This is a genomic window from Rhizobium sp. SG570 (assembly GCF_012275345.1).
Lineage (GTDB): Bacteria > Pseudomonadota > Alphaproteobacteria > Rhizobiales > Rhizobiaceae > Rhizobium > Rhizobium lusitanum.
Genome location: NZ_JAAZQI010000049.1, coordinates 1 through 5,796 on the forward strand (window position 1 = coordinate 1; position 5,796 = coordinate 5,796).

Consider the following 5,796-nt stretch of genomic DNA (forward strand, 5'->3'; position numbering starts at 1 on the left):
GCCCTCGCTAAGCATGGGGCAAGGCTCCGGCCTATCCAGAGCAACCCCCGATTTAGCTTACCGCGGGGGCGGGCCACCTTCACCCCGCGAACATATGGTCTAATCGCAGCCGGATGAAACTTCAGTGGCAGGTCACTCGATCTCCCGGGCATCGGTTGCCTGTTCATCCGTAGAAACGCGTGCGTAGCCGATAAGCTGACCCTTCGCCTGTTTCATGCCGGTCTCATTTGGAGATCGCGCAGACACAATATGTCGATGAAATTGAAGGTCGGCGACATATTGCCTTCAGCGCCCATGGTGCCCCCGCTATCTCTCGAGCCAGTTTTCGAGTTTGAGGCCGCTAATGCGCTGAAATTCGCGCATATTGTCAGTCACAAGTGTCAGGTCGAGTGCACAAGCATGTGCGGCGATCAGCAGATCGTTCAGGCCGATGGTCTGTCCTGCGGCTTCCAAGGCGGCGCGAATGTCGCCGTATTTGATATCGGCGGGGATATCCAGCGGCAGAATTGGGAGCGTTTCGAGTATGCTTTCGACCTTGGCCAATAGTTTGGCCGATCCTTTTTTTGCGCAGCCGTATCGCAACTCCGATGCGACGATGATGCTGGTACAAATCTCTTTGGGATCTACATCCTCGATGCGCCGTGCCACCGGTCCAAAGGGATTGCGTATGATGTCGCTGATGATGTTCGTATCAAGCAAGTAGCCGCTCAAAAAATGTTCTCCGGCTTGGCAGGCACGTCCTCAATATCTGGGAACTGGTCTTCAGGCCCGAGTGGAGTGTCCTTCCTCCAATCGGCAATAAGCTCTAAGATATTGGACGGCTTGGCTACGGGCTCAATGATCAGCTTATCCCCTTCGCGGTGGATCAACACGCGATCTCCTGGCAACTCGAACTCCGCAGGGATGCGTACCGCCTGGCTACGGTTATTGCGGAACAGCTTCACTTCTTTCGGTCTTGATGACGGCAATGATACGGGCATATGACACCCTCCTTTGTATATGCCATAATGTATATGCCATCCCATGCTGATTCAAGTCCGGCTGCTCATTGTTTGTCACAAGAAAATGCCGGTGTAGTTCTGCCTATCCCAGATGCTGCCGATTTCGACATGCTTTTCCGCCTGCGCTGTGGTTAATCGCTTCGCCCCAGCCATGCCGGCGGGTTGCCCGCGACATCGAAGAGATTTTCCGTAGAGTAGCAGGGCCTATTGGGGTCCGAACAACATTTGCAGAAAATCGTACGCTAAGATGGGTCGCCGCGTGAACGCGCACTAAAAGCGCCGTGGAAGCAACCAATCAATGTTCGAAAGAGAGTTTTGCGCCGGGAACGGAGGTCAGTCGCAGCTACCTGGCTAGCAGTGCCTTCAACCCTTTGGGATAGAGGCTTGGTGAGCCGGGACGATCAAGCTCTTCCAAGGCGTACCACCGTGCAACACCGGATGTTCCGTCACTTTCGTTGAAGGTGATTGTTTCGTGATGTCGATAATCATCAGAAACAAATTCGATCTCGAACACGAACATTATCTCGTGGCCGTTCTCGCCTTCAAAGACGAATAAATTCTCAATGACCAGTGGGTCCGACAGCACCTCTACTTCAACGCCTAACTCTTCAAGGAACTCGCGCTTGAGAGCAATTTGCGAGCTTTCGCCGAACTCCACCGTTCCCCCGAGCGGACGAACGCCAGCGACGCGGCCCTCGCTATCGTAGACTTCGGCGGCCAGGAGGCGATTATCTCGCCAATGAAGGCCAATAGCCTTCACATTGATGTTCGAACGCAGAGTGCTCATAGGCGACGGATAGTATAGCCAACCAACGAACGCAATGGGCCTAGGCGGGCCAATAGAGTGGTTGCGGCGCCATATTGTTTTCGAATAGACGAGGTCAACTACTACGCCGCGCGAAGAAGTCGGCCGGTAAGCCGCAACGGCCTGAAACCCCCAGCCACCTGCCGCTCGGCGTCCCAGGAATAGATGCCGGTGAGATTAATATGCTCCCAACTGAGTGGGGATACGTGCTTCAGCTGCTCGTTAGCAATATTACGGCCCCGCTGGCGCAGGTGGGTCGTGGCCCGGCTGACATAGACGGTGTTCCAATGCACGATGGCGCTGAAGCATGCATCGACTGGAGACGCCGACAAAGCTTATGGAATGCTCCCCTACAGATTGCCCAACAAAATCGGAACAGTCGATCCGACGAGAAGAAGTGCGACCGAAAGATTGAAGACACGTGCATAAGTTGGCCGGGTAAGCACATTACGGAGCAGGCGGCCGGCGGCCGCCCAGACAGCAACGCTAGGGATGGCCACAAAAGCCAGCAAAGCCGCAGCGATTGAGATGTTCAGCAGATAGTCGCTGCTGGGAATATAAGTCGCAGCCGCGCTCACTGTGATTGCCCACGCCTTTGGATTAATCCACTGAAACGCGGCGGCGCCCAAAAAACCGATAGGCGAACTCTCCGCGCCTTCAACAATTGAGCCGCTGCGCGCTATCTTCCATGCAAGCCAGACGAGATAAAGCGAACCGCCTATCCGCAAGATCTCGTGAGTGACCGGATAGGCCTCGAATAGCTTGCCTAGACCGAAGCCAATCGCCAACATTTGCACGGCGACGCCAGCAGCAATGCCGCCTATGAGCGGAAACGATCTAGTCAAACCCACACGAACGCCGGAAGCCAGCGCCATTGCGTTGTTGGGTCCAGGCGTAACTGTCATGAGAAAGGCGAAGACGAGGAATGGGGCGAGAACTACTGGATCGGTCATACGCGGCGGCCACTATCGCCCTTTCGATAACCGCGTCGATCCGCTCCTTCATCGCAACCAACCTCCTGTGCTCTCGAATAAGTGGGCACAGAACGGCATATTCTGCCTTGGTTCGCAAGGCACGTCATCGACAGGTGGCGTGAAGAACCGCAAGTAATCGCGGATATCCGGACACCGTTTCGACCCTGGCGGCATCGGGTCCACAAACGAGCTGCGCGTCGGCCGACGCTAAGAGTATCACGGTCGAGTTCAAACCAACCCCTGGCTGAAACCGAAGGCGCTATCCGCCTCGGCCTCACGCATATCCTCCCCGAACAGCATATCATTATGTGGTCGGCCGCTGCGGACCATCGGATAGACATTTTCGAGCGCCGCGACCCGACAGTCGAAGAGCACCGGCCGGTCGATGGCGATCATCTCTTGGATTTTGGCGTCGAGCTCATCTGGTTTCTCGCAGCGCAGACCAACCGCGCCATAGGCTTCGGCCAGTTTCACGAAATCCGGCAGCGAGGCGGAGTAGGATCGGTCCCGACGGTTGCCATGCAGGATCTGCTGCCACTGCCGGATCATGCCGAGTTGCGTGTTGTTGAGAATGACGATCTTGATCGGCGCCTGATGCTGCACCGCCGCCGACAGTTCCTTCAGCGTCATTTGTACCGAGGCATCGCCGACAATGCCGATAACCAGCCGGCCGGGATGGCCGATCTGGGCCCCAAGCGCGGCAGGCAAGCCATATCCCATCGTGCCGAGGCCACCCGAGGTGAGCCATCTGTTCGGCCGCTCAATGCCGAAGAACTGCGCCGCCCACATCTGATGCTGGCCGACATCAGTGGTGACAATGGGATCATAGCCTGTCGTCGCCGCATGCAGCCGCTCGAGCGCATATTGCGGCATGATCAAGTCTTGGTGCATCTCGTACGCAAACGAATTTCGCGCGCGCCATCGCCCGATTTGGACCCACCAGCCGGCGAGCCGGTTTCGCTCCGGTGCAGCCGGAAGCGCGCGCCAGGCTTCAATCAATTCCGAAAGCACCGCTCCGGCATCGCCGGTGATGCCTATATCGACAGGGACATTCTTGTTGATCGAGGACGGATCGATATCGACATGGATCTTCTTGGACCCCGGCGAAAAACGGTCGACACGCGAGGTAACGCGATCATCGAAGCGCGCTCCAACAGCAATCATCAGATCGCAATCATGCATCGCCATGTTCGCCTCGTAAGAACCGTGCATGCCCGGCATCTTCAGCCAATTCGGCCCTGTCGCGGGATAGGCACCGAGCCCCATTAGCGTCGAGGTGACCGGAAAGCCAGTCAATTCCACCAACTCCCGCAACCGCCGCGAGGCTTCCGATCCGGAATTGATGATCCCGCCGCCGGTATAAAAGACCGGCCGCTTCGCCTCCGCCATCAACCTGACCGCGGCATCGATCGCCAGCCGCTCGCCGCTCATCCTCGGCCGATAGCTCATTGGCATCGAAACCTTCTCCGGCGCAACATAGAACCCGCTCGCAAACAGCACATCCTTGGGCATATCGACGAGAACTGGTCCCGGCCGGCCCGACGTAGCAATCTTGAAGGCGAGATGGATAGTCTTCGCCAAATCATTGATATCTCCGACGAGGAAATTGTGCTTGGTGCAGGGGCGCGTAATCCCCACCGTATCGCATTCCTGGAACGCATCCGTGCCGATTAGCGTGGTCGGGACCTGCCCTGTCAGACAGACGATCGGAATGGAATCCATCAGCGCGTCCTGCAGCGCGGTGACCGCGTTGGTGACACCCGGTCCCGATGTGACCAGCATGACGCCGACCTTGCCGGTGGAGCGCGCGTAGCCTTCCGCCGCGTGTCCCGCGCCCTGCTCGTGTCGAACAAGAAAATGCTTGATCTCCTCCTGCTGGAATATCTCGTCATATATCGGCAGCACGGCGGCACCTGGATAGCCGAAAATATGTTCGACGCCATTGTCGCGCAGCGCTCGAAGAACGATCTCGCCGCCGTTCATGAGAGGCTCGGATGAGGTATTGAAGTCAAAGCTAGGCTTATAGCCGGTCATAGCAATGTTCCGTCGTTGATGAGGTGATGGGGTTCGACGGGGCAAAAAAAAGGCCCCGTCAGGGACCTTATTTTCGGCGCATGGGTGGCTACCGCCGGACGGCTACACCGTCCTGCCCATGCGCGATACCACCACGACGAGAACCATTGCGATTTTCATGAGCGCTAGCTAACCGCAAATCGGCGCTACGTCAACTATCCCAGGCAAGGTTGCGGGACTAACATGAACACCGCGCTTAGCCCCGCTCAACCTTTCGACTGGTCGACCGAGTGCTTGGGACAGGCGAGATTTGGTAGCCGTGTCCCTCGGCAACACGCCGCACGCGGCCAGACCCATAGGGGGTCATATCCATTACATCGACTAGGTGTCGCAGAATTCCTGGATCAAGTTCGAGTTCAAAAACGAAGTCTTGGCCTTGCTGCGCGACTGGAGTCGATTCAAATGACCTTGCTGCCCGCCCATTCTTCCGTTCGGCATTGTTGTAATAGCTGGCCGCCTGTATCACGGACCTGTGGAGGGACTGCTGCATGGCTTCCTGCAAGGGGACGCCGCGATTAGCTGCTTCCGTCAGATAACCTGAGCGCAGTCCGTGCGCCGAGAATGCCTCCGGATCTAGACCAGCCTGTTTGCAACGCGTTTTCAGCATGAGATTGACCGATTGCGGTGTCAATGCCCGCCGGTCGATGTTGCCCCATTGGTCGATGCGCCGGAAGAGCGGTCCGGTATCGATCTTGGCCCCCTCCGGCCATTGCTTCAACGCAGTGACCGCCCGGCCGATGAGAACGGCATGGGCTCGGTCTTCAACCGTTGTCGTCTTGGTACGGCCGAGGTTGATCGTCAGGCAGGGCAGGAGAGGGGATTCTGTCTTCCTGGGGTCAGCATGCACCTCAGTGAAGAGTGAAGAACAGCAAGCGACATTGATGTTGCACAGTGCGCGGGAACTGCTGATCTCTCAACGGACTGCACTGATGAATGCACTGCG

General features: G+C 57.2%; 5 protein-coding genes and 2 pseudogenes. All 7 read right to left on the bottom strand.

From position 1 onward, the window contains the following. Nucleotides 1–306 precede the first annotated feature (306 nt). The gene (locus FHT28_RS35720; protein WP_112441440.1) at nt 307–711 is read right to left on the bottom strand and encodes a type II toxin-antitoxin system VapC family toxin; all 405 of its coding nucleotides are present in this window, start codon (nt 709–711) and stop codon (nt 307–309) included. Further along, the gene (locus FHT28_RS35725; protein WP_168598909.1) at nt 708–980 is read right to left on the bottom strand and encodes an antitoxin; all 273 of its coding nucleotides are present in this window, start codon (nt 978–980) and stop codon (nt 708–710) included. Before FHT28_RS35725 ends, FHT28_RS35720 begins: the two co-directional genes overlap by 4 nt. A 364-nt stretch (nt 981–1,344) precedes the next feature. After that, complete coding sequence (locus FHT28_RS35730; protein ID WP_047557140.1) at nt 1,345–1,788, bottom strand: NUDIX domain-containing protein; 444 nt, start codon at nt 1,786–1,788, stop codon at nt 1,345–1,347. A gap of 101 nt (nt 1,789–1,889) precedes the next feature. Continuing rightward, nucleotides 1,890–2,221: pseudogene (locus tag FHT28_RS35735) on the bottom strand (Tn3 family transposase); the annotation flags it as partial. Further along, nucleotides 2,157–2,759 carry a LysE family translocator gene (locus FHT28_RS35740; RefSeq protein ID WP_168598911.1) on the bottom strand — a complete coding sequence of 201 codons (603 nt, stop codon included), beginning with the start codon at nt 2,757–2,759 and terminating at the stop codon, nt 2,157–2,159. The pseudogene FHT28_RS35735 and the gene FHT28_RS35740, both read right to left, overlap by 65 nt. A 249-nt stretch (nt 2,760–3,008) precedes the next feature. Beyond that, on the bottom strand, nt 3,009–4,763 hold the full coding sequence (locus tag FHT28_RS35745; RefSeq protein WP_168598912.1) for an acetolactate synthase 3 large subunit: 1,755 nt from the start codon (nt 4,761–4,763) through the stop codon (nt 3,009–3,011). Nucleotides 4,764–5,259: 496 nt separating this feature from the next. Beyond that, nucleotides 5,260–5,673: pseudogene (locus FHT28_RS35750) on the bottom strand (tyrosine-type recombinase/integrase); the annotation flags it as partial. Nucleotides 5,674–5,796: the final 123 nt, after the last annotated feature.

Coding starts and splice junctions, on each gene's coding strand:
- FHT28_RS35725 (WP_168598909.1), bottom strand. CDS start 980: ATGCCCGTATCATTGCCGTCATCAAGACCGAAAGAAGTGAAGCTGTTC.
- FHT28_RS35730 (WP_047557140.1), bottom strand. CDS start 1,788: ATGAGCACTCTGCGTTCGAACATCAATGTGAAGGCTATTGGCCTTCAT.
- FHT28_RS35740 (WP_168598911.1), bottom strand. CDS start 2,759: ATGACCGATCCAGTAGTTCTCGCCCCATTCCTCGTCTTCGCCTTTCTC.
- FHT28_RS35745 (WP_168598912.1), bottom strand. CDS start 4,763: ATGAACGGCGGCGAGATCGTTCTTCGAGCGCTGCGCGACAATGGCGTC.